The sequence below is a fragment of the Micromonospora sp. WMMD998 genome (assembly GCF_029581235.1).
GTDB lineage: Bacteria > Actinomycetota > Actinomycetes > Mycobacteriales > Micromonosporaceae > Micromonospora.
This window is the reverse complement of the sequence record NZ_CP120740.1, coordinates 6,222,878-6,242,553: the sequence shown is the minus strand read 5'-3', so window position 1 is coordinate 6,242,553 and position 19,676 is coordinate 6,222,878. Positions and strand designations below refer to the sequence as shown.

Sequence of the window (19,676 nt, the reverse complement as noted above, 5' to 3'; positions counted from 1 at the left end):
TCATCGAGGGGAGGACACCATGGCCGGTTGGACTGTCGACAGCCCGCAACGGATCACGTTGGACGAGCCGGTCACCCGGCTGGAGGTCCGGCTCGTCAGCGGCCGGCTCAACGTGGTGGGCACCGACGGCCCGGCCCGGGTCGACGTCACCCGGGTCAGCCGCCGACCACTCGTGGTCGAGATGCACGACGGCCGGTTGACCGTCCGGCACGACCGGACCGGCCGCTGGCCAGGGGCGCTGTGGTGGCTCGGCCAGCTCCGCCGGCGGTTCCGCGCCGAGGTGTCGGTGGCCGTGCCGGCCCAGGCGGTGGCCGCACTGCACCTGGTGGACGGCACGCTTGTCGCCTCCGGGCTGCGCCGGGACACCCGGGTCGACGTCACCTCCGGCCAGGTGACCCTGATGGGGCTGCGCGGTCGCACCACCGCCAAGGTCGTCTCCGGTCCGGTGGAGGCGCTGGGCATCGGCGGTGACCTCGACCTGGAGACGGTCTCCGGTGAGCTGATCCTCGCCGACAGCGCGCCCGACCGGGTCCGCGCCCACGCGGTTTCCGGGTCGATCACCTGCGACCTGGACAATCCGCGGGGCAGCGAGATCCGGCTCAGCGCCATCTCCGGCAGCATCACCGTCCGGGTCCGCGAGGACAGCGACCTCAGCGTGCACCTGCACACCACCTCCGGCCGGATCACCAGCGGCTTCCCGCAGATCTGCGGCGGGCAGCACGGCTTCGGCGCGGTGAAGGACAGCCACGGGGTGCTCGGCGGGGGCGCGGGTAAGCTCTGGGCGTCCGCGACGTCCGGCAGCATCGCGCTGCTGGCCCGCCCGGTCGTGGACGCCGACGACGTGGAGGATCTGCCGTGACCGCCGTGTTCAGTCACGGGCGGCTCCGGCTCTACCTGCTCAAGCTCCTCGACGACGGGCCGAAGCACGGCTACGAGCTGATCCGTCTGCTGGAGGAGCGCTTCCTCGGGCTCTACGCGCCGAGCGCCGGCACCATCTACCCCCGCCTGCAACGGCTTGAGGTGGAGGAGCTGGTCACCCACACGGCGGCGGGCGGGCGGAAGGTCTACGAGATCACCGAGGCGGGCCGCGCCGAGCTGCGGCAGCGCGCCGAGGAGCTGGTCACCCTGGAGGCCGACATCAGCGCCTCCGTCGAGGATCTCTCCGCGCTGGCCGGCGAGATCCGCACCGAGGTTCGCGGCTCGGTGCGCGACCTGAAGCGGGAGCTGCGCGAGGCGACCCTGCAGACCCGGCAGGGCCGCTGGACGGCGCCGACCACCCGGCCCGGTGGCAACCGGGGCCAGGCGGGTGGTGGGAGCGGTCCGGACGTGGCCCGTCCGGCCGAGTCGCCGCTGCTCGCCGAGTTCGACAAGCGGCTGGCCGCGTTCACCGTCGAGGTCGGCGCGCTGGTCCGGGCCGGGCGGCTCAGCGACAACCAGCTCCGTACCGCGATCCGGCTGCTCGACGGCGCGCTCGACGGGCTACAGCGGCTGCTCCGCTGACCTCACAGGTTGTTTCCAGCTACCGCCCAGCGTGGCCGCAGCCGGAGCGCGGATGATGGGTGCCATGGCGGCTACCCAGACCGAGGCCCGACTGCTCGTCGTCGAGGACGATCCCAACATCCTCGAACTGCTCTCCGCGAGCCTGCGCTTCGCGGGCTTCGACGTGGCCACCGCGACAAGCGGCAGCGCCGCGCTGCACGCCGCCAAGGACCACCGGCCCGACCTGGTGGTGCTCGACGTGATGCTGCCCGACCTCGACGGCTTCGAGGTCATCCGGATGCTCCGCGAGGGCGGCACCCGTACCCCGGTGGTGTTCCTGACCGCCCGGGACGCCACCGACGACAAGATCCGGGGGCTGACCCTGGGCGGCGACGACTACGTCACCAAGCCGTTCAGCCTGGAGGAGTTGACCGCCCGGATCCGGGCCGTGCTGCGGCGCACCGCGACCGGTGAGCAGGCCCCGTCCCGGCTCACCTTCGCCGACCTGGAGCTGGACGAGGAGACGCACGAGGTGCACCGGGCCGGCCAGCGGGTGCAGCTCTCGCCGACCGAGTTCAAACTGCTGCGCTACCTGATGCTCAACGCCAACCGGGTGCTCAGCAAGGCGCAGATCCTCGACCACGTGTGGAACTACGACTTCCGCGGTGACGACAACATCGTCGAGTCGTACATCTCCTACCTGCGCCGCAAGGTCGACAACACCCAGCCCCGGCTGATCCACACCCTGCGCGGGGTCGGGTACGTGCTGCGCAAGCCGGCGGCGTGAACGCCGTCCACGACGCGAAGGGCTGGGTGCGCAGCGTACCGCTCCGGCTGAAGCTGGTCACCGCCGTGCTGGCCCTGGTGGCCGGCGCCCTGCTCGTGATCAGCGTCTCCACCGCCTACTTCCTGCACAACTACCTGGTGGGCCGGATCGACGGCGAGCTGAACGACCAGCTCGACCGGGGCGTGACGGTCAGCCAGAAGAACTCGACCACGCTGCCGACCGACTACATGGTGGCGCTGTGGAGCAGCTCCGCCCAGCGTGGCGCCGCGCTTCGCGACGAGACGTTGCAGGACCAGGATCTGCCGGCCGGCATCGAGGACCAGTCCTGGTACGACAGGCACGCCAACGGCGAGGCGTTCACCGAGGAGGGCGCCGACAAGCGGGTCCGCTGGCGGCTGATGGTCCGGCAGGACAGCGAGGACTCGTACCGGGTGATCGGGCAGAACCTCACCGATGTCGATCTCTCTGTGCGGCAGTTGCTCTGGATCGACCTCCTGGTGGGCGGGGCGGTGCTGATCATCCTGGCGTCGGTCGGCGCGGGCATCGTGCGTACCAGCCTCAAGCCGCTTGTGGAGATCGAGCGGACCGCGGCGGCCATCGCCGGCGGCGACCTGAGCCGGCGGGTGCCCGACCCGGAGGAGGGGCGGCCGTGCCCCACCTCGGAGCTGGGCCGGCTATCCCGGGCGCTGAACGCGATGCTGACGCAGATCGAGGCCGCGTTCACCGCCCGGGCCGCTTCGGAGGCGGCGGCGCGCAGCGCCGAGGCGGGCGCGCGGGACGCCGCGGCGTACGCGCAGGCGTCCGAGGCGCGGGCCCGTCGGTCCGAGGAGCGGATGCGGCAGTTCATCGCGGACGCCTCACACGAGCTGCGGACGCCGCTGACCACCATCCGGGGCTTCGCCGAGCTGTTCCGGCAGGGCGCGGCGCGGGCTCCGGAGCAGACCGCCGACCTGCTGCGCCGCATCGAGGACGAGGCGTCCCGGATGGGGCTGCTGGTCGAGGACCTGCTGCTGCTGGCGCGGATGGACCGGGAGCGGCCGATCGCGCTGGCCCCGGTGGAGTTGCCGGTGCTGGCCTCGGACGCCGTGGAGGCGGCCCGGGTGGTCGACCCGGACCGGCGGATCGAGCTGGAACGGGAGCCGGGCGCGGGCCCGCTCGTGGTGCTCGGTGACGACGCCCGGCTGCGGCAGGTGATCGGCAACCTGATGACGAACGCGCTCACCCACACCCCGCCGGACGCCGCGGTGACGCTGCGGCTGCGGGCGGAGCCGGGGAACCTCGCCGTGGTGGAGGTGGCGGACAACGGTCCCGGCCTCACCCCGGAGCAGGCCGAGCGGGTCTTCGAGCGGTTCTACCGGGTGGACGCGGCGCGGACCCGTCGGGCCGGCGGACCGATCAGCACCGGGCTCGGCCTGGCCATCGTCGCCGCGCTTGTCGCGGCGCACCACGGCACGGTGGAGGTGGCCGAGACGCCCGGTGGCGGGGCGACGTTCCGGGTGAAGCTGCCGCTGCTGCCCGAGGCGCCCGAGCCGGGCGAGTGACTTACAGAAAACATTCAGGCGGATTCCAGGCTGGTGACAGTGCGACGGGGAAAGCTGGAGGCATGACCGACCACGAGACCGAGCCGCAGCGGTCGCCGGCACCTGCCGACGCCGAGCCGTCGCACCACACCGCCGAGCTGCCCCGCGTCCAGAGCGGGACATCGGACTCCACTCCGGCCGCCGCGTCGGTTCCGGCCGACTCCCCGGCCGCCGGAACCAACGCCCACGCCGACTCGCCGGCGAGCCCGTACGCGCCGCCGTCCGGGTCCACGGCCAGCCCGTACGCCCAGCCCACCGGGACACCGGCCAGCCCGTACGCCCCGCAGTACCCGACGACCGGCCAGCACCCCTGGTACGGCGGGCAGCAGCACGGCGGCTGGGCGCAGCAGGGCGGCACCGGCTACCCGTCGGCGCAGCACGCCGGCGGGCCCGTGCCGACCTACCAGGCGCAGCCCGGGCACCAGCCGTACCAGCAGCACCACCAGCACCAGGCCGGGCAGCCGGTCCCGCCGTGGGGCCAGCCGCAGCAGCCGGCACGGCCGAGCCGGGCCGGCAAGTTCGTCGGCGCGGGCGCGTTGGCGCTGGCGCTGATGCTCGGTTCCGGCGTGGCCGGGGGCGCGCTCGCGCTCGCCCTCGACGACGGCGGCGGTATCACCCGCACCTACTCCGCGGCCCCGGTGATCAACAGCGCCGACCTGCCCAAGATCGCGGCTTCCGTCCAGGACAGCATCGTGACGATCATGACGGACAGCGGTGAGGGCTCCGGGGTGATCCTCAGCGCCGACGGGTACGTGCTCACCAACAACCACGTGGTCGCCTCCGCCAGCGGCGACACGGTGAAGGTGGTCTTCGCCGACGGCAAGAACGCCCCGGCGAAGATCGTCGGCACCGACCCGAAGACCGATCTCGCCGTGGTCCAGGCCAGCGGCGTGAGCGGCCTGAAGGCGGCGAAGTTCGGCGACAGCGACGGCATGCAGGTCGGCGACCAGGTGCTCGCGCTGGGCAGCCCGCTCGGCCTCCAGGGCTCGGTGACCGCGGGGATCCTCAGCGCCCGCGACCGCACCATCTCCGCCGGTGAGGGCGGCCAGCAGCAGGCCCCGCAGCAGGGCGTCAGCTCGATCTCGGGCCTGTTGCAGACCGACGCCCCGATCAACCCGGGCAACTCCGGCGGCGCGCTCGTCAACACCCGGGGCGAGGTGATCGGCATCAACACCGCGATCGCCACCGCCGGGCAGGGCAGCAACGGCAACATCGGTGTCGGCTTCGCCATCCCGAGCAACAAGGCCAAGGACGTGGCGGAGAAGCTCCAGCGCGGCGAGAAGATCAGCCACCCGTCGCTCGGGGTCAGCGTGAACGCCGCCGAGGACGGCGGCGCGCTCGTCGCCGCGGTCACCCCGGGCAGCGCCGCCGAGAAGGCCGGGCTCCAGCGGGGCGACGTGATCACCAAGTTCGGCGACAAGGTGATCAACGACTCCAACGATCTGGTCGGCGCCGTGCAGGCCGGCAAGGTCGGCGACCGGGTCGAAATCCAGTTCAAGCGAAACGGATCCGACGAGACCGCAACCGTGACGCTCGCCGAGACGTCATAGTCCCCGAAGACCTGCCTCCCTCCCGGGCGGCGGGCGACAGAGCCAAGGGGGTTGGCTCCGTCGCCCGCCGCCCCTCCTCGTTTCTCACCCGGTGCGGGTGGCCCCGCCTCGCCCGCCGTTTACCCGGTGCCGGCTCGGGAACCCGTCGCCGGCCGGGGAACCAACGGGGAGGGGCGCGTGACCGTGAACCAGCCGCTGTCGGAGCGCACCCGAGCCGGGCCCCTCCGGATCGCGATGGTGGTACCGCCGTGGCTGTCGGTGCCGCCGCCCGGCTACGGCGGGCTGGAGCACGTGGTGGCCGGCCTGGTCGACGCCCTGGTCGAGCGCGGCCACGCGGTGACGCTGTTCGGGGCCGGCACGGAGCACGGCACCGCCGCCGAGTTCGTCTCCACCCACCCCGAGTTGCAGTACGACCGGATGGGCGAGTCGCTGCCCGAGTTGGCCCACCTGGCGCACGTCGACCGCCTGGTGGATCCGGCCGACTTCGACCTCGTGCACGACCACACCACGATCGGTCCGATGGTGGCGGGCCGGCGCCGGGTCCCCACGGTGGCCACCGTGCACGGCAACCCCGTCGGCGAGTACGGCACGGTGCTCGGCAACACCGACCGGGGGGTGGGCCTGATCGCGATCTCGCACGCCCAGCGCCGGGCGAACCCCGGCCTGCCCTGGGTCGGCACGGTGCACAACGCGATGCCGGTGCGGGACCTCCCGCACAAGCGGGCGCCGGGGGCCGGACCGGTGCTCTGGCTCGCCCGGTTCAGCCCGGACAAGGGCCCCGACGTGGCGATCCGGGCCTGCCGGGCGGCCGGGTTGCCGCTCACCCTGGTCGGCAAGTGCCACGAGCCGGCCGAGCGCCGCTATCTGGAACAGGTGGTGGAGCCACTGCTGGGCGACGACGTCGACCTGGTGGTGAACGCGGGCCGCGAGGCGGTGCTGCGACTGCTGCTCGACGCCAGGTGCCTGATCATGCCGGTCCAGTGGGCGGAGCCGTTCGGCATGGTGATGGTGGAGGCCATGGCGACCGGCACGCCGGTGGTGGCGCTGCGCCGGGGCGCGGTGCCGGAGCTGGTCCGTCCCGGGGTCACCGGGTTGGTCTGCGACCGGGCCGAGGAGCTGCCGGCGGCGCTGCGCGCGGCGGCCGACCTGGACCCGGCCGACTGTGTCGCGCACGTCGCGGAGAGCTTTTCGGTGGAACGGATGGCCGTCGGCCACGAGGCGGTGTACCGCGGCTTTCTGGCCGGGCGGGCGGAGGGCTCCCGGGCGGTCGCCCGGCTCGTCGCCGGGTGACCGGTCAGGTGCGGCCGGCCACGAGCATGGCCGCGGCGGCGTCGAGCTGCCGCGCGTACCCGGGGCTGATGCTGCCCTCACGCCGCCGTTCGGCGATCTTGCCGCGGAGTCGTTCCACCGCGGCGGTCACCTCGCCCTCGCCGCTCGCGGCCACCGCGTTGCGCAGCAGGTTGCGCAGGTCCACCCCGACGTCGCTGCGGATCTCACCGTCGGTCAGCCCGGCCTCGATCAGCCCGTCCACGCGCTCGGCCGGGTCGACCGGGTCGGCCGGGTCGCCGGCCGGCGCGGTCGGGCCGCCGGTGGTGGGCCGGCTGGTCGGCTCGGACGGCGGCGCGGGGGTGGGCGTCTCGGGCTCGGGCGACGCGGTGGTGGGGGTCTCCGCCGGCCCGGCGGTCGGCAGCACCCGCGGGACGACCTGCCGGTCCGGGGTCAGCGCCGGCACCAGCAACGCGGCGGCGGCGACAAGCACCACGCCGGCGCCGGCAAGCGCGAGAACCCGCCATCGGCGCGGCACGCCCCCCTCCGGCGGCGGTGATCCGGACGGCGGCGGTGATCCGGACGGCGGCGGTGATCCGGACGGCAGCGGTGATTCGGACGGCAGCGGCGGGCCGGACGGTGGCGGCGGGCCGGCCGCCGGCAGCGGCGGCGTCGAGGCCGCCCGGGGCGGCAGCGCGGGCAGCGTCACGGTCGGCGCCAGCATGGTGGCGGCCTGCGGATCGGCGGGCAGCAACTGGTCGCGGAGCACGGCGGCCACCCGGTGCGCGGTGGGCCGGCGCCGCGGGTCGCGGGCCAGGCAGCGCAGGCAGATCTCCGCGACCGGCCGGGGCAGCCCCGGTACGTCGTCCAGAGTGGGCGGCGCGCTCTCCGCCAGCGCGGCGCTGAGCTGCTCCCAGGTGTCCGCGGGGTACGGCGGCTGGCCGGTGAGCGTCTCGAACAGCAGCACGCCCAACGAGTAGACGTCGGTGGCCGGCTGGGCCGGCGCCCCGTCCAGCCGTTCCGGCGCCACGTACGCCGGAGTGCCGAACGTGCCGCCGTCCTCGTCCTCGTCCGGCGCCCCGACCCGGGTGGCGATGCCGAAGTCGAGCACCTTCGCCCCGACCCCGGTCATCATCACGTTGGCCGGGGTGACGTCCCGGTGCACGATGCCGAGCCGGTGCGCCGCGGCCAGCGCCTCGGCCACCTGGGCGCCCGTCTCCACCGCTGCCGGCCAGGGCAGCGGGCCCTCGGTCAGCCGGTGCTCCAGCTCCTCGCCGCTGAGCAGCTCCATCACCACGAACGAGGTGATCGAACCGTCGGGCGCCACCGTCTCGCCGTAGTCGTGCACCGCCGTGACGTGCGGGTGGTCGAGTTGGGCGGCCGAGCGGGCCTCCTCGCGCACCATGTCGCGGAACCGCGCGTCGGCGGCGAGCGAGGGGGCCAGCACCTTCACCGCCACCACCCGGTCGAGCACCTCGTCGCGGGCCCGCCAGATCACCGACATGCCGCCGGCACCGATCCGGTCGATGAGCCGGTAACGCCGGGCCAGCAGGCGGCCGGCCTGGAGTGTCGCCATCGCCTCGCACCTGCCTGGGCTCGGGAGCGCTATCAGGTTGCGCGAATGTGTCCGGGCTGTCAACGGGCGTCCGACTGCCGTCACACCCCGCGTGCCCGCGACGGCGAGGCGTGATCGACCGGACCGGCGCGGGCGGCGCGGGCGGGTCGGCCGGCCGCATGCCAGGATGAGCGGCATGGCAGGCGGTCCGGTGGCGTTCGTGCTCGGCGGCGGGGGCGTGCTGGGCGCGGTCGAGGTGGGCATGCTGCGTGCCCTGTTCCGCGCCCGGATCCGGCCCGACCTGGTGCTCGGCACGTCGATCGGGGCGGTCAACGGCGTCCTGGTGGCCGCCGACCCGACCGAGGCGGTCACCGACCGGCTGGTCCGGCTCTGGGCCTCCCCGGAGGCCGGCGAGGTGTACGGCGACTCGGTCGCCCGGCAACTGCGCCGCTTCGCCGCGCGTACCCACCTGCACTCGCCGCGCCCGCTGCGCCGGCTGCTGGAGAGCGAGTTGGGCGAGGCGACCACGTTCGCGGACCTGGCGGTGCCGTTCCGCTGCTGCGCCGCCCACATCGAGCGGGCGGCCGAGCACTGGTTCTCCACCGGGCCGGTGGTGCCGGCGGTGCTCGCGTCCGCCTCGGTGCCGGGGCTGCTGCCGCCGGCCCAGATCGACGGGCAGCACTACATCGACGGCGGGGTGGTCAACTCGATCCCGGTCGGCGAGGCGGTGGCGGCCGGGGCGAGGCAGATCTTCGTCCTCCAGGTGGGCCGGATCGAACGTGAGCTGAGCCCGCCCCGCCGGCCCTGGGAGGTCGCCCAGGTCGCGTTCGAGGTCGCCCGCCGGCACCGGTTCGCCCGGGAGATGGCGGCCCTGCCCGAGGGCATCGAGGTGCACGTGCTGCCGACCGGCGGGCTGGAGCCGCGTGACGACAGCCCGTGGGCGTACCGGGACATGGCGGCGGTGGGGCGGCGGATCAGCCGGGCGTACACCGCCTCCCGCCGCTACCTGGACACCGCGCTGGAGCGTTGATGTCGCTGCCACCCCGCTGGATCCGTCGGCTGCTGCTCGCGCCGGGCGTCGTGCTCCTCGCCGTCGCCGTGGTGACCACCCTGCCCGGCTGGGCGCTGCTGGCGCTGGCCGTGTCGCCGCTGGTGCCGGGGCGGCTGCGTCCGCTGCGGCTGCTCTGGATCGGCGCCGTCTACCTGGTCTGGGACGCCGCGGCGCTGCTCGCCCTCTTCCTGCTCTGGCTGGCCTCCGGCTTCGGCCGGCACAAACGGTCCCCGGCCTTCCAACGGGCGCACTACGTGGTCGCCGGCCACTTCCTGCGGGTGCTGTTCTGGCAGGCCCGGTGGACGCTGCGGCTGAGCATCGACGCGGTCGGCACCGACCCGGACACCGCGCTGCCCGGCCGCCCGGAGCTGGTGCTCTGCCGGCACGCCGGCCCGGGCGACTCGTTCATCCTGATCCACGCGCTGGTGAACTGGTTCCACCGGGAGCCCCGGATCGTGCTCAAGGAGAGCCTCCAGTGGGACCCGGCCATCGACGTGCTGCTCAACCGGCTGCCCAACCGGTTCATCGCGCCCGGCCCGGACGGTCGGGACTCGGCGGTGCGGCAGATCGGGCACCTGGCCGCCGGCCTCGACGACGACGACGCCTTCGTGATCTTCCCGGAGGGCGGCAACTTCACCCCGTCCCGCCGGCTGCGCGCGATCGCCCGGCTGCGCCGGCTCGGCCTGGAGCGGATGGCGCTGCGCGCCGAACGGATGCAGCACGTGCTCGCACCCCAACCCGGCGGGCTGCTCGCCGCGCTCGACGCCGCGCCGGACGCCGGGGTGATCTTCGTGGCGCACACCGGCCTGGACCAGATGCTCACCGTCGCGGACGTGTGGCGGGAACTGCCGATGGACAAGCGGATCGTGATGCGCTTCTGGTCCGTGCCGCCCGAGGAGATCCCCGCCGGAGAGCAGGAACGCATCGACTGGCTGTTCGACTGGTGGGCCCGGATCGACGGGTGGGTCGCGGCGAACCGGGACGGCACGACCGACGCCTGAGCGGCTTCACCCACCGGTTGCGGCGGAGCGGCCCGGATGCCGCGTAGGGTGCGCTGGTGGACCAGATCTGCGTGGTGACGACGGTGGTGGACGCCCGCCGGGTGGCGGACGTGTTGGCGGCCACGGCCGTCGCCGGGCGCCTGGCGGCGTGCGCCCAGGTCGGCGGGCCGGTGGACAGCACCTACTGGTGGCAGTCGGCGATCCAGACCACCGCCGAGTGGTGGGTGCGGTTCAAGACCACGCCGGACCGGGTGGACGCGCTCGTCGACCAGCTTCGCGCCAGCCATCCGTACGAGGTGCCGGAGATCCTGGTGAGCCGGGAGGACAGCGGCAACCCCGACTACACCGCGTGGATGCGCGAACACACCCGACCCTAGGTACGCCTACTCTGTCCGCCCGCTTCGCCGTCGGTGAAGCTGGCGGGGTGGAGAACACCGGCTATCCCTGTCCCGGCTGCGGCGCCCCGGCCGACCTCGTCGCCGGCTGCCGCGCCTGTGGCCGCCCGCCCTATCCGCCCGCGGCCGAGGTGGTGCGGCTGGACCGGGAGATCGCCGCGCTGACCCCGCGGGTGGACGCGGCCCGCCGCGCGTACCAGGAGATGGCGGGTCACCTGTCCGCGGTCCGGCAGCGGCGGGCGGCGCTTGCCGCCCGGATCCGCCTGGAGATCCCCGCGCCGCGCCCGGCGGCCACCGCCGTGCCTGCCGTGCCGCTGCCGCCGGTGCCGCCGGCCGCCGCGCCGGTCCGCCCCGGCGGCGCGGAGACCTCCACCCGGGCGGTGCAGGGCCTGCTCTTCGTCCTCGGTGGACTGCTGCTCGGCACCGCCGCGGTGGTCTTCACCGCGGTCGCCTGGGCCGCGTTCGGGGTGGCCGGCCGGGCGCTGATCCTGCTTGCCGTCACCGCGCTGGCGCTCGCCGCGCCGCTGCTGGCCCGGGCACGCGGCCTGCGCGGCACCGCCGAGACGATCGCCGCGGTCGGGCTGCTGCTGGTGCTCCTCGACGGGTACGCGGCCTGGTCGGTGAACCTGTTCGGGGTGGCCGGCTGGCCGGGCAGCCGGTACGCCGCGCTGGTCGGTGCGGCGAGCGCGGCCGTGGCGGCCGGGTACGGGCGGCTGGGTCGACTCACCGCGCCGTGGTTCGCGGCGTGGCTGGTCGCGCAGCCGGTGCTGCCGCTGGCCGCGGTGGCGTCGAAGCCGTCGGCGGCCGGCTGGGCGCTGGTCCTGACCGCCCTGGCGGTGGGCGACCTCGCGGTGGTGGTGGCCCTGCGCCGACGGATCGCCGGTGGCGCGCCGCGCTCCGGCGACGTGGCGGCGGTCGTCCCGGGGGCTGCGGCCGGTCCGGCGGTGCGGGCCGGGGTGGTGCTCGGCTGGCTCGGGCACGGCGTGGCGCTGGCCCTGGCGGCCGGCTGCGCGCTGGTGCCGCTGGCCGTCGGCCGGGCGGCCGGCGTCGCGGTGCTGGCCGGTGGTCCGTTGCTGGTGGTGGCGCTCGCCCTGGTCGCGGGCGCGTTCACGGCGGGCGGCCCGGTGCTGCGCGCGGAGGCCACGGGCCTGCTGGTGCCGGTGCTCGCCGTCGCGCTGCTGCGACCGGTCGCCGCCGTCCGCCCGGGTCTGCTGCTGCTTGCGGCCGGGTTGGTGGTGGTGGCGCTCGCGGGTGCGGTGCGCGTGCTGCCGACGCCGGTGCGGACCGGCCCCCGGGTGGGCGCCCTGGCGGTGACCGCCGGCCTCGGCCCGGTCGTCGTGGTGCTGACCGGCGTCATCGGCGCGGCCACCGTGACCGCCTCCTTCCCGGCCTGGCAGGGCGGCCAGGACTGGGCGGTCCCGTCCTGGGGCTGGCAACTGTCGCCGGCGCTGCTGCTCGTCGCCGGCGCGGTGGCGGTGCTGGCGCCCCGGGCAGCCCGGCCGATGGTCGGGGTGGTGGCCGCCGGGCTGGCCGTCCTCGCCGCGCCGGCGGTGGCGACCACGCCCTGGCCGGTGGTGCTTGTCGCCGACCTCGTGGTGGCCGCCGCGCTGCTGCTGGGCGTCACGGTCCGGCCGCGCCGGGGGCGGGTCACCGTGCCGGTGGCCGCGTCGACCGCCGCGCTGCTGGTCGGGCACGCGCTGCTGGTCGGTAGCGCCGCGCCGGCCGGGGCCGGCGCGGTGCTGGCGGTGACTGCCGTACTCGGCGCAACGGTGGCCGCTCTGGGCCGGCGCGGGTCGGGGGCGCAGCCGGTCGTCGCCGGGGTGGCGCTGGCCGTGGCGCTGCTCGCGGTACCGGCGGTGGTTGTCGTCGCGCTGTTCGGCCTGGGCGTGCCGGCCTGGTGGCAGCTCCGGGGCGGGACCGCCGCCGTCGTGCTGCCGGTGGCCGCCGTCGTCGCGGTCCGCCGCCGGTGGCCCGACCTGAGCGGGTACGCCTCGACGGGGCTGGCGGTGGCGCTCGCCGCGATCGGACTCGGACCGCTGGTCGTGGCGGGCCGGGAGCCGGTGGGGCTCTACGCCGTGACGGGGGTGTGGTTGGCGCTGGCCGCCGGTGGCGGGGCCCGGCCGGCGGTGGCGGTTCGGGCGGTGGCGGTTCGCGTGGTCGGTGGGGTGCTGGCCGGGATGGCGGTGCTGGCCGCCGCGCCCGCCGCGCTGGCGGTGCTGGGGAGCCTGCCGGTCCGGCCCTGGTCCGGGCCGCCCGCCGGCACGGTGGCTGCCGCGGAGACGGCCCGGGCCGGTCTGGTGCTGCTGCTCCTGGGTGCCGCCGCGGCGGCGTACACCCGATTGGCGACCGGGGTCCCGGCGGGCCGCGCCCAGGTCGGCGCGGGAGCCGGAGTCGGTGCGGACGACGCTCGGGTCGGGGCCGGGGCTGGTACGGACGACGCCCGAGCCGGGTTCGGTGCGGACGACGCCCGGGTCGGGTTCGGTGCGGACGATGCCCGGGTCGGGGTGGATCGCGCGCGGGCGTCCGGCGCTGGGGTGTCCGGCCGGTGGCTGCCGGCGCTGGCCGGGCTGCCGTTCGGCGCGGTGGCCCTGCCGGTGCTGCTCGCGGCGGCCGGCGCGCCCTGGCCGGTGGTGCCGGCGGTGGCGTTCGGGACCGGGCTGGGCGCGCTGCTGACCGTCGCGGTGGCCGGGTCGCGCCCGGCGCTGCCGGTGGGGACACGCGCGGTAGCGGCGGCGGGTGCGCCCAGTGCGCCGACGGGCTCGCGCAGTGCGCCAACGGGTGCGTGCGGTGTGCCGGCGGGTGCGCGCGCCGTGGCGGTGCTGCTGCCGCTGGGGATGGTGCTCGGCGGGTTCGGGTTCGGTGGGCTGCTCGCCACCCGTGCCGGCACGCTCGCCGCGCTGGGGGCGCTCGTGGTGGCCGGCACCGTGGTGGGGGTGACCGGCCGACCGGCCGCCGTCCGGTTCACCGGCTGGCTGGGCGCCGTGGTCGCGGCCACCGGCTTCGCGGTCACCGCGCCGCTGGCCGCCGGGCTGCCGCTGCGTACCGCCGGGTTCACGGTCCTGGCCGTCGCGGCCGTGACCCTGCACGCGGCGCCGGCACTGCAGGGCACCCCTCGGCTCGTCGACGCTTCTATAGGTGGGCCGGTTCCGGGAGGCTGGTATCGGTAGGGTTCGACGTTGGTGATCGACGAGTGACTCATCCAAGATCTGGCCGCTGTCAGATGGTGTGCCGTGGAGTCGACTTGTCCTCGTGGGTTGCCGGCGTCGGCCCGGCCCACCTTGTTGGCCTGATCAGAAGCCTGTCCGTGACAGGGGTGTGCAGCCCGTGTCGCGTGACTCATCACAGATGTGCCGCCGGGTGATCGTCTCCCGGGCCGACGCCGTCCGAACGTCGTCCCGTGCAAGGGAGAACCGTCCGTGCTTCCTATCCTGGCAGAACGTCTGGCCGAGCGTGTCGACGCGGTCATCGGTGTGGATACCCATACCGATACGCACACCGCTGTGGTGCTCACCCCGGTCGGGACGGTGTTGACCGAGATCACCGTGCCGGCCACCGATGACGGCGCCGCTGTCCTGCTGGCCTGGGCCGGCCGGCAGACGACGGGGTTGGGAACGGGCCGGCGGGCCTGGGCCCTGGACGGCGCCCGGTGTCACGGTGTCGGCCTGCTGCGCGTCCTGCGCGCCGCGGGCGAGGACGTCCTGGAAGCACCCAAACCCGCTGCCGGTCGCCGCCGGCGAGGCGGCAAGTCCGACGTGTTGGACGCTGTGCACGCCGCTCGTGGCGTGCTGGCCGCCGACCACGTCGCCGCGCCCCGCGCCGACGGCGACCGGGAAGCCCTGCGCCTGCTGCTCGTCTGCCGCCGCCACTACAGCGACACCCGCACCGCCACCATCAACTTGTTCAAATCGGTGATCCTCACCGCCGACGACGACCTCCGCTCACAGATGCGTGGCCTGAGCACCCTGCGACAGGTCCACCACGCCACCACCCTCACCACCACCACCACCAGCGGCAGCGGCAGCGGCCTCGACCGACTGCGTCGCACTCAACTGGCAGCCCTCGCCGAGCAGATCCTGATCCTCGAACGGCTCCTGAAAGCCAATCTCACCGAGATCCGCACCATGGTCGACAAGCTCTGCCCGACTCTGCTCGACCAGCCCGGGATCGGCCCCGTCACCGCCGCGATCGCCCTGACCGCCTGGTCACACCCCGGCCGTTTCCGCAACGAAGCCGCCTTCGCCTCACTCGCCGGCGTCAGCCCCATCCCCGCCAGCTCCGGGCGTATCACCCGCCACCGCCTCAACCGAGGCGGCGACCGGACCCTCAACGCCGCCCTACACACCATCGCCAAAGCCCGGCAACGATGCCACCAACCCACCAAGGACTACATCAACCGCCGCACCACCGAAGGCCGCACCCCAGCCGAGATCACCCGCAGCCTCAAACGCTACATAGCCCGCCAAATCTGGCGCACTCTCGAAACCACCGCTTGACAGAAACCTTCACAGATCTTGGACTTGTGGTTGGTCGCAAAACTCGCTATCCCGACATCGCGGGCACCACAACTCCAAGATCGACGGAGCGGTCGACGGAGCGGTCGACGGAGCGGTCGACGGAGCGGTCGACGGAGCGGTCGACGGAGCGGTCGGCGGAGCGGTCGGCGGAGCGGTCGGGGGAGCGGGCGGCGGGGTGGGCGCTCGGGGCGGCGGGGGTGGAGGCGGCGGCGCACGGGGCGGCGCTGTTGGCGCTGCTGCTCGCCGGTGGGGCGCTGCGACACGCGGCGGCGGTCTGCGTGCTGTGGGGCGCGGTGGTGGCGGTGCGGGTGCTGCGGCGGGGGGAGACGCCGGCCGGGCGTCGCCGGCTCGCGGCGGTCGCGGCCGGCAGTGAGCTGCTCGGCGGCTGGCTGCTGCTGGCCGCCGGTGGGGTGGCGGTGTTGGAGGCGTACACGGTGCCGGCGGCGGCGCTGGCCCTCGGCGCCGGTCTGGTGGCGCTGCGGCACCGGCCCGGGCTGACCAGTTGGCTCGCGCTCGGGCCGGGGCTCGGCGCGGCGCTGCTGCCGAGCCTCGTCTCGGTGCTGGCCGCGCCGGACCCGCAACCGCTGCGCCGGCTGGCGCTCGGCGTGGCGGCGCTCGGCGCGGTGCTCGGCGGGGCGGTCCGGCGCTGGCAGGCACCCGTGGTGCTGGGAGCGGCGACGCTTGTGCCGCTGGCCCTGCACGAGCTGGCCCGCGGGTGGGACCTGCTGCCCCGGTGGATCTTCCTCGGGCTCGGCGGGCTGCTGCTGATCGGCCTGGCCGCCACGTACGAGCGGCGTCGCCGCGACCTGACCCGGCTGCGTGCGGCCGTGGCGCGGCTGGGCTGACTGTGAGCCTGGTGGGGTCGGTTCAGGACGCGGTCGCCACCGGGCGGTCGGTGCGGTCGGCGGGGGCCGGGCGGCGGGTCAGCACCCGCGGGCCGGTCTCGGTGACCGCGACCGTGTGCTCGGAGTGGGCGGTGCGGGAGCCGTCGGCGGAGCGGATCGTCCAGCCGTCCTCGTCGACCCGGATCTCGTCGGTGCTGCGGCAGAGCCAGGGCTCGATGGCGATGGCGAGGCCCGGGCTGAGCTTCAGGCCCCGACCGGGTCGGCCGCTGTTCGCCACGTGCGGAGCCTCGTGCATGGTGCGCCCGATGCCGTGGCCGCCGAACTCGCCGTTGACCCGGTAGCCGTAGGAGTGTGCGACCTCGCCGATCGCGGCCGAGACGTCGCCGAGTCGCCCGCCGGGTCGGACCGCGGCGATGCCGGCTTCCAGGGCGACCTCGGTGGCCTCGATCAGCCTCAGGTCGGCCGGGTCGGGGGTGCCGACGACGAAGGAGAGCGCGGAGTCGGCGGCCCAGCCGTCGATGGTGACGGCCATGTCGATGCTGAGCAGGTCGCCGTCGCGCAGCACGTAGTCGTGCGGCAGGCCGTGCAGGACCGCGTCGTTCACGGACAGGCACAGCACGTTGCGGAACGGGCCGCGACCGAACGAGGGGGAGTAGTCCCAGTAGCAGGACTCGGCGCCGCGCTCGGCGATCCGGCGGCGGGCGTGGCGCTCGATGTCCATCAGGTTGACGCCGACCGCGGCGACGCTGCTCAGCTCGGCGAGCAGTTCGCCGACGAACTGGCCGGTCACCGCCATGCGGGCGATCTCATCGGTGGACTTGAGCTCGATCACGGTATTTTTATACCACGCCCGTTCGCGCCGTCCGGAGAGGGCTATCCTGCTGCCATGGTTCGCCAGCCACTCACCGCCGAACAGATCGCCGCGGGCCAGCGCCTCGGCGTCGCCCTCCGGTCCGCGCGGGCCGGCCGCAGCCTGGTCGAGGTGGCCCTGGCGGCCGGCATCTCCCCCGAGACGCTCCGCAAGATCGAGGCGGGCCGCCTGCCCGCACCGGCGTTCGGCACCGTGGTCTGCCTGAGCAAGGCCCTCGACGTCCCCCTCGGCGCACTGGCCGACGTGTGGCTGGCCGACATGCGTGTCCGACAGGCGTCCTGACCGGTCGTTCCGGTAGGGATAGCACCACCCCGGACCCGGGGGCTGACGGGATTACCCAGCGCTACCAAAGACGCCAGGATTGGTGACGGAGGGTCGCGCACCGGTGCGATCCGCGGCACCGGGGGGCGACATCGGATGAGTTCTTCGACGTTGGCGGCACCGGCCACCCGGCGGGGCAGCGACTACGCGCGCCTGTCCCGCCGGGTCGCCGAGGCGGGGCTGTTCGACAGACGTCCCGGCCGGTACGCGGTCCGCATCGTCGGCACCCTGGGCGCCTTCCTGGTCGGCTGGGCGCTGGTGGCGGTGCTCGGCGACACCTGGTGGCAGCTACCGCTGGCAGCCGTGATGGCGGTGGCCACCACCCAGGTGGCGTTCCTCGGGCACGACGCCGGGCACCGGCAGATGTTCCGCCGGCGCGGGCCCAGCGAGGTGGCCGGCCTGGTCGCCGGCAACCTCGCCGTGGGGCTCAGCTACGGCTGGTGGGTGGACAAGCACAACCGGCACCACGCCAACCCGAACCACGCCGACGAGGACCCCGACGTCGGCGCCGGCGCGCTGGTCTGGACGTACGAGCAGGTGACGGCGACCCGGGGCCTGAGCCGGTGGATGGCCCGGCGACAGGCGTGGCTGTTCTTCCCGCTGCTCCTGCTGGAAGGGCTGGCGCTGCACGTGGCGAGCGTCCGGGCGCTCACCGGCCGGGAGCCGGACGGCCGGTGGCGGGTCCCGGTGCGGCACCGGGCCGTGGAGGCGCTGCTGCTCGCGGCGCACGGCGTCGGCTACGTCGGCCTGCTGCTGGCGGTGATGTCCCCGGGCAAGGCGCTGCTCTTCGCCGCCGTCCACCAGGGGCTCTGGGGCCTCTACATGGGGTGCGCCTTCGCCCCCAACCACAAGGGCATGCCGATGCCGACCGCCGACGACGACCTCGACTACCTGCGCAAGCAGGTGCTCACGGCGCGCAACGTGCGCGGCGGCCGGTTCGTCGACCTGGCGCTCGGCGGCCTGAACTACCAGATCGAGCATCACCTGTTCCCGAACATGCCCCGGGCCAACCTGCGCCGGGCCCGACCGCTGGTCCGGGCGTACTGCGCCGAGCAGGGCATCCCCTACGCGGAGACCGGGCTCGTCGAGTCGTACCGGCAGGGGTTGGCGCACCTGCACGAGGTGGGGCGACCGCTGCGCGCGGGCTGAGCCCGGCGGTCCGGGCGGGGCGTCGGGGACGACCCCCGCCCGGTGTGGGCGCCTGCCGGTAGGGTCGTCGCATGGTGGACGGGCGCGACATGGTGCGGAGCGCGGCATGAGATTCGAGATCAGCAAGGTGCTGGACGCCATCGAGGGGCGGGTCTGCACCGATCCCGCGCTGGCCCGGGCCGTGGTCGACCTGGCCGAGGTGATCCGGTGGCAGAACCTGGACGGCGGTCGGCCGGCCAGCCTGCTGCGGCTCGGGATGGTGATCGACGCGCTGTCCCGGCAGATCGGCGAGGACAGCGTCCAGGTCTACGCGATCGTGCACCGGGCGCTGCTGTCCGACGCCGACCTGACCTCCAACGAGCGGATGGTGGTCCGCCGCTGGGCCGACGACGGCCTGGTCGAGGTGCTCGACCAGCCCGGCGACCGGATGCTCGAGGTGGCCGACCTGCTCGGGCTGCCGGTGCTGACCCGGGCCCGGCTCGACGGCCTCGTCGGCCGCTACCCGTGGCTCGGCCAGGCCGGCCGGGCGCTCGCCCCGGTGCCCGGCGCCGGTGGGCCGGTGTTCATCGCGCACGTCGGCGGCGGCCAGGACCCGAGCACCGGCAGTCGCTCGCCGGCCGGCGTCAAGCTGCTCTCCCGCAAGTGGCGCTGCCCCGAGCCGGGGTGCGCGCTGTTCGGCGGCGGCGGTGGCGCGTTCGCCGACCTGGCCGCGATCGACCGGGTCCCGTCCGAGCAGCCGCCGCCCACGCTGCGTACCGGCGCGCCGACCTGCCCCCGGCACGGCAGCCGCCTCTCCGACGCCGGACCGCGCCCGCGCAGCGAGGTGCTGGCGGTGCGGATCGGCGGGCTGGTGCGCAAGCGGTTCGTGCTCACCGAGGCCGACCCGGTGGCGGTCGGGCGGGCGCCGGACGGTCCCGGTGGGGTGCAACTCGGCCAGTGGCTCAACGACGAGGCCCGGCGCTGGATCAGCCGCAGCCACGTCCGCTTCGACCTGGGGCGCGGGGGCGAGGTGGTGGTCACCGACACCAGCACCAACGGCTCCGGCATCCGGCCGGGTGGGTCCATGGCCGAGACGGACCGCATCCCCCTGCCCCCGCAGCAGTCCCGGACGCTCGGCGAGGGTGACCTGATCGAGCTGTACCCGGGCGTGCAGGTGGGCCGCGCCGCCGAGACGACGAGCGACGCGACGTACGCCCCGAACTCGGTGATGGCCGAGGCGCCGACCATGGCGATGCGGCTGCCGCGTCCCTGACCACCCACGGGAAGGGTGCCGGGACCGTCGTGGGCCCGGCGCCCTTCCCGGGGTACGGGG

The 19,676-nt window shown here is 75.0% G+C and carries 17 protein-coding genes; 15 read left to right on the top strand and 2 right to left on the bottom strand.

Annotated features, from left to right (window positions below):
• Nucleotides 1-19: 19 nt before the first annotated feature.
• The 6 genes from O7619_RS28375 to O7619_RS28350 all read left to right on the top strand — a co-directional run bounded on the left by O7619_RS28375 (nucleotide 20) and on the right by O7619_RS28350 (nucleotide 6,686).
• Nucleotides 20-859 carry a DUF4097 family beta strand repeat-containing protein gene (locus O7619_RS28375; protein ID WP_282284521.1) on the top strand — a complete coding sequence of 280 codons (840 nt, stop codon included), beginning with the start codon at nucleotides 20-22 and terminating at the stop codon, nucleotides 857-859.
• A complete protein-coding gene (locus tag O7619_RS28370; protein ID WP_282284519.1) occupies nucleotides 856-1,500 on the top strand; it encodes a PadR family transcriptional regulator in 645 nt (214 codons plus the stop codon). The genes O7619_RS28375 and O7619_RS28370 overlap by 4 nt, the downstream gene beginning before the upstream one ends.
• Nucleotides 1,501-1,564: 64 nt before the next feature.
• The gene (locus tag O7619_RS28365) at nucleotides 1,565-2,266 is read left to right on the top strand and encodes a response regulator transcription factor (protein ID WP_091068807.1); all 702 of its coding nucleotides are present in this window, start codon (nucleotides 1,565-1,567) and stop codon (nucleotides 2,264-2,266) included.
• Nucleotides 2,263-3,807 carry a HAMP domain-containing sensor histidine kinase gene (locus tag O7619_RS28360; protein WP_282284513.1) on the top strand — a complete coding sequence of 515 codons (1,545 nt, stop codon included), beginning with the start codon at nucleotides 2,263-2,265 and terminating at the stop codon, nucleotides 3,805-3,807. Before O7619_RS28365 ends, O7619_RS28360 begins: the two co-directional genes overlap by 4 nt.
• Nucleotides 3,808-3,869: 62 nt before the next feature.
• Nucleotides 3,870-5,396: a trypsin-like peptidase domain-containing protein gene (locus O7619_RS28355; RefSeq protein ID WP_282284511.1), complete on the top strand. Its 1,527-nt coding sequence runs from the start codon at nucleotides 3,870-3,872 to the stop codon at nucleotides 5,394-5,396.
• A gap of 234 nt (nucleotides 5,397-5,630) precedes the next feature.
• Nucleotides 5,631-6,686: a glycosyltransferase family 4 protein gene (locus O7619_RS28350; RefSeq protein ID WP_282288978.1), complete on the top strand. Its 1,056-nt coding sequence runs from the start codon at nucleotides 5,631-5,633 to the stop codon at nucleotides 6,684-6,686.
• Nucleotides 6,687-6,690: 4 nt separating this feature from the next.
• Here O7619_RS28350 and O7619_RS28345 read toward each other — a convergent pair whose 3' ends face one another.
• Nucleotides 6,691-8,238 (bottom strand): serine/threonine-protein kinase, encoded by a 1,548-nt coding sequence (locus tag O7619_RS28345; RefSeq protein ID WP_282284510.1) that lies wholly within the window; start codon nucleotides 8,236-8,238, stop codon nucleotides 6,691-6,693.
• Between the two features lie 175 nt (nucleotides 8,239-8,413).
• On the opposite strand from O7619_RS28345, the gene O7619_RS28340 reads away from it, so the two are divergent.
• The 6 genes from O7619_RS28340 (at nucleotide 8,414) to O7619_RS28315 (ending at nucleotide 16,023) form a co-directional block, all read left to right on the top strand.
• Complete coding sequence (locus O7619_RS28340; protein WP_282284509.1) at nucleotides 8,414-9,247, top strand: patatin-like phospholipase family protein; 834 nt, start codon at nucleotides 8,414-8,416, stop codon at nucleotides 9,245-9,247.
• Nucleotides 9,247-10,269: a 1-acyl-sn-glycerol-3-phosphate acyltransferase gene (locus O7619_RS28335; protein ID WP_282284508.1), complete on the top strand. Its 1,023-nt coding sequence runs from the start codon at nucleotides 9,247-9,249 to the stop codon at nucleotides 10,267-10,269. Before O7619_RS28340 ends, O7619_RS28335 begins: the two co-directional genes overlap by 1 nt.
• 56 nt (nucleotides 10,270-10,325) lie before the next feature.
• Nucleotides 10,326-10,646 (top strand): divalent-cation tolerance protein CutA, encoded by a 321-nt coding sequence (gene cutA, locus O7619_RS28330; protein WP_282284507.1) that lies wholly within the window; start codon nucleotides 10,326-10,328, stop codon nucleotides 10,644-10,646.
• A 47-nt stretch (nucleotides 10,647-10,693) separates the two neighbouring features.
• The gene (locus O7619_RS28325) at nucleotides 10,694-13,831 is read left to right on the top strand and encodes a hypothetical protein (RefSeq protein ID WP_282284506.1); all 3,138 of its coding nucleotides are present in this window, start codon (nucleotides 10,694-10,696) and stop codon (nucleotides 13,829-13,831) included.
• Nucleotides 13,832-14,011: 180 nt separating this feature from the next.
• Nucleotides 14,012-15,157 carry an IS110 family transposase gene (locus O7619_RS28320; protein WP_282282765.1) on the top strand — a complete coding sequence of 382 codons (1,146 nt, stop codon included), beginning with the start codon at nucleotides 14,012-14,014 and terminating at the stop codon, nucleotides 15,155-15,157.
• A gap of 218 nt (nucleotides 15,158-15,375) precedes the next feature.
• Nucleotides 15,376-16,023 carry a hypothetical protein gene (locus tag O7619_RS28315; protein ID WP_282284504.1) on the top strand — a complete coding sequence of 216 codons (648 nt, stop codon included), beginning with the start codon at nucleotides 15,376-15,378 and terminating at the stop codon, nucleotides 16,021-16,023.
• Between the two features lie 22 nt (nucleotides 16,024-16,045).
• Here the strand turns inward: O7619_RS28315 and map are convergent, their stop codons facing one another.
• A complete protein-coding gene (gene map / locus O7619_RS28310) occupies nucleotides 16,046-16,855 on the bottom strand; it encodes a type I methionyl aminopeptidase (RefSeq protein WP_282284502.1) in 810 nt (269 codons plus the stop codon).
• A 54-nt stretch (nucleotides 16,856-16,909) separates the two neighbouring features.
• On the opposite strand from map, the gene O7619_RS28305 reads away from it, so the two are divergent.
• From O7619_RS28305 to O7619_RS28295, 3 genes are all read left to right on the top strand, one after another.
• Nucleotides 16,910-17,176 carry a helix-turn-helix transcriptional regulator gene (locus tag O7619_RS28305; protein WP_282284500.1) on the top strand — a complete coding sequence of 89 codons (267 nt, stop codon included), beginning with the start codon at nucleotides 16,910-16,912 and terminating at the stop codon, nucleotides 17,174-17,176.
• Between the two features lie 135 nt (nucleotides 17,177-17,311).
• Entirely contained in the window at nucleotides 17,312-18,364 is a 1,053-nt protein-coding gene (locus O7619_RS28300) for an acyl-CoA desaturase (RefSeq protein WP_282284499.1), read from the top strand.
• 106 nt (nucleotides 18,365-18,470) lie between these two features.
• Nucleotides 18,471-19,616 carry an FHA domain-containing protein gene (locus O7619_RS28295; protein ID WP_282284497.1) on the top strand — a complete coding sequence of 382 codons (1,146 nt, stop codon included), beginning with the start codon at nucleotides 18,471-18,473 and terminating at the stop codon, nucleotides 19,614-19,616.
• Nucleotides 19,617-19,676 lie beyond the last annotated feature (60 nt).

Coding starts and splice junctions, on each gene's coding strand:
- O7619_RS28375 (WP_282284521.1), top strand. CDS start 20: ATGGCCGGTTGGACTGTCGACAGCCCGCAACGGATCACGTTGGACGAG.
- O7619_RS28365 (WP_091068807.1), top strand. CDS start 1,565: ATGGCGGCTACCCAGACCGAGGCCCGACTGCTCGTCGTCGAGGACGAT.
- O7619_RS28355 (WP_282284511.1), top strand. CDS start 3,870: ATGACCGACCACGAGACCGAGCCGCAGCGGTCGCCGGCACCTGCCGAC.
- O7619_RS28350 (WP_282288978.1), top strand. CDS start 5,631: ATGGTGGTACCGCCGTGGCTGTCGGTGCCGCCGCCCGGCTACGGCGGG.
- O7619_RS28345 (WP_282284510.1), bottom strand. CDS start 8,238: ATGGCGACACTCCAGGCCGGCCGCCTGCTGGCCCGGCGTTACCGGCTC.
- O7619_RS28340 (WP_282284509.1), top strand. CDS start 8,414: ATGGCAGGCGGTCCGGTGGCGTTCGTGCTCGGCGGCGGGGGCGTGCTG.
- O7619_RS28335 (WP_282284508.1), top strand. CDS start 9,247: ATGTCGCTGCCACCCCGCTGGATCCGTCGGCTGCTGCTCGCGCCGGGC.
- O7619_RS28305 (WP_282284500.1), top strand. CDS start 16,910: ATGGTTCGCCAGCCACTCACCGCCGAACAGATCGCCGCGGGCCAGCGC.
- O7619_RS28300 (WP_282284499.1), top strand. CDS start 17,312: ATGAGTTCTTCGACGTTGGCGGCACCGGCCACCCGGCGGGGCAGCGAC.
- O7619_RS28295 (WP_282284497.1), top strand. CDS start 18,471: ATGAGATTCGAGATCAGCAAGGTGCTGGACGCCATCGAGGGGCGGGTC.